Below are 3251 nucleotides of genomic sequence, written 5' to 3'. Positions count from 1 at the left end.
TTTGATGCCTGGCAGTGTCCTACTCTCGCATGGGGAGACCCCACACTACCATCGGCGCTACGGCGTTTCACTTCTGAGTTCGGCATGGGATCAGGTGGTGCCACCGCGCTATGGCCGCCAGGCAAATTCTGTTTTAATTAACACGCTACCTATAAATAATCACGCAGCCTGCCAATCCAATCTCGGAACTTCGCTGAAAATCTCTCTACTCTCAAATACAAAACACCTTCGGTGTTGTAAGGTTAAGCCTCACGGATCATTAGTACTGGTTAGCTCAATGCATCGCTGCACTTACACACCCAGCCTATCAACGTCATAGTCTTTAACGTTCCTTCAGGGGGCTTAAAGCCCCAGGGAAGACTCATCTCGAGGCAAGTTTCCCGCTTAGATGCTTTCAGCGGTTATCTCTTCCGAATTTAGCTACCGGGCAATGCCATTGGCATGACAACCCGAACACCAGTGATTCGTCCACTCCGGTCCTCTCGTACTAGGAGCAGCCCCTCTCAATCTTCCAACGCCCACGGCAGATAGGGACCGAACTGTCTCACGACGTTCTAAACCCAGCTCGCGTACCACTTTAAATGGCGAACAGCCATACCCTTGGGACCTACTTCAGCCCCAGGATGTGATGAGCCGACATCGAGGTGCCAAACACCGCCGTCGATATGAACTCTTGGGCGGTATCAGCCTGTTATCCCCGGAGTACCTTTTATCCGTTGAGCGATGGCCCTTCCATTCAGAACCACCGGATCACTAAGACCTACTTTCGTACCTGCTCGAGCCGTCACTCTCGCAGTCAAGCTAGCTTATGCCTTTGCACTAACCTCACGATGTCCGACCGTGATTAGCTAACCTTCGTGCTCCTCCGTTACTCTTTGGGAGGAGACCGCCCCAGTCAAACTACCCACCAGACACTGTCCTCACCCCAGATTATGGGGCCGAGTTAGAACATCAAACATTAAAGGGTGGTATTTCAAGGTTGGCTCCATGCAGACTGGCGTCCACACTTCGATGCCTCCCACCTATCCTACACATCAAGGCTCAATGTTCAGTGTCAAGCTATAGTAAAGGTTCACGGGGTCTTTCCGTCTTGCCGCGGGTACACTGCATCTTCACAGCGAGTTCAATTTCACTGAGTCTCGGGTGGAGACAGCCTGGCCATCATTACGCCATTCGTGCAGGTCGGAACTTACCCGACAAGGAATTTCGCTACCTTAGGACCGTTATAGTTACGGCCGCCGTTTACTGGGGCTTCGATCAAGAGCTTCGCCGTAAGGCTGACCCCATCAATTAACCTTCCAGCACCGGGCAGGCGTCACACCGTATACGTCCACTTTCGTGTTTGCACAGTGCTGTGTTTTTATTAAACAGTTGCAGCCAGCTGGTATCTGCGACTGGCTTCGGCGCCGGGAGCAAGTCCCATTACCTAATGCCAGCGTGCCTTCTCCCGAAGTTACGGCACCATTTTGCCTAGTTCCTTCACCCGAGTTCTCTCAAGCGCCTGAGTATTCTCTACCTGACCACCTGTGTCGGTTTGGGGTACGATTTAATGTTACCTGATGCTTAGAGGCTTTTCCTGGAAGCTTGGCATCAACTACTTCATCACCGTAGTGACTCGTCATCACACCTCAGCGTTGATAAGCAACCGGATTTACCAAGTCACTCCGCCTACATGCTTAAACCGGGACAACCGTCGCCCGGCTAGCCTAGCCTTCTCCGTCCCCCCTTCGCAGTAACACCAAGTACAGGAATATTAACCTGTTTCCCATCGACTACGCTTTTCAGCCTCGCCTTAGGGGTCGACTCACCCTGCCCCGATTAACGTTGGACAGGAACCCTTGGTCTTCCGGCGTGCGGGTTTTTCACCCGCATTATCGTTACTTATGTCAGCATTCGCACTTCTGATACCTCCAGCAACCCTCACAGGTCACCTTCAACGGCTTACAGAACGCTCCCCTACCCAACGAACGTATCCCTAAGCCAACTCGACTTTGTAAAACGCATTGACGTCGCTGCGCTCCGTCAATCATTGTCAACATCATCAAATTGTCTTGGGTGATACGTTCGCTGCCGCAGCTTCGGTGCATGGTTTAGCCCCGTTACATCTTCCGCGCAGGCCGACTCGACCAGTGAGCTATTACGCTTTCTTTAAATGATGGCTGCTTCTAAGCCAACATCCTGGCTGTCTGTGCCTTCCCACATCGTTTCCCACTTAACCATGACTTTGGGACCTTAGCTGGCGGTCTGGGTTGTTTCCCTCTTCACGACGGACGTTAGCACCCGCCGTGTGTCTCCCGTGATAACATTCTTCGGTATTCGGAGTTTGCATCGGTTTGGTAAGTCGGGATGACCCCCTAGCCGAAACAGTGCTCTACCCCCGAAGATGAGTTCACGAGGCGCTACCTAAATAGCTTTCGGGGAGAACCAGCTATCTCCCGGTTTGATTGGCCTTTCACCCCCAGCCACAAGTCATCCGCTAATTTTTCAACATTAGTCGGTTCGGTCCTCCAGTTAGTGTTACCCAACCTTCAACCTGCCCATGGCTAGATCACCGGGTTTCGGGTCTATACCTTGCAACTAGACGCCCAGTTAAGACTCGGTTTCCCTACGGCTCCCCTATTCGGTTAACCTTGCTACAAAATATAAGTCGCTGACCCATTATACAAAAGGTACGCAGTCACACCACGAAGGTGCTCCCACTGCTTGTACGTACACGGTTTCAGGTTCTATTTCACTCCCCTCGCCGGGGTTCTTTTCGCCTTTCCCTCACGGTACTGGTTCACTATCGGTCAGTCAGGAGTATTTAGCCTTGGAGGATGGTCCCCCCATATTCAGACAGGATGTCACGTGTCCCGCCCTACTCATCGAGTTCACAGCAAGTGTGTTTTTGTGTACGGGAGTATCACCCTGTACCCTGCGACTTTCCAGACGCTTCCACTAACACACAAACTGATTCAGACTCTGGGCTCCTCCCCGTTCGCTCGCCGCTACTGGGGGAATCTCGGTTGATTTCTTTTCCTCGGGGTACTTAGATGTTTCAGTTCCCCCGGTTCGCCTTGCATGGCTATGTATTCACCATGCAATAGTGCAACGAATTGCACTGGGTTTCCCCATTCGGGTATCGTCGGTTATAACGGTTCATATCACCTTACCGACGCTTTTCGCAGATTAGCACGCCCTTCATCGCCTCTGACTGCCTAGGCATCCACCGTGTACGCTTAGTCGCTTAACCTCACAACCCGAAGGTGTCT

The 3251-nt window shown here is 52.1% G+C and carries 2 rRNA genes; both read right to left on the bottom strand.

The window, feature by feature from the left end:
- Positions 1–6: 6 nt before the first annotated feature.
- A 5S ribosomal RNA gene (rrf, locus tag FTA91_RS09660) occupies positions 7–122 on the bottom strand.
- A 116-nt stretch (positions 123–238) separates the two neighbouring features.
- Positions 239–3232: ribosomal RNA gene (locus tag FTA91_RS09655) — 23S ribosomal RNA — on the bottom strand.
- Between the last annotated feature and the right edge of the window lie 19 nt (positions 3233–3251).

The sequence above is a fragment of the Yersinia thracica genome (genome assembly GCF_902170565.1).
GTDB lineage: Bacteria > Pseudomonadota > Gammaproteobacteria > Enterobacterales > Enterobacteriaceae > Yersinia > Yersinia thracica.
Note: the sequence above shows the minus strand (reverse complement) of the source record. Positions and strands in the feature narration are given on the sequence as shown.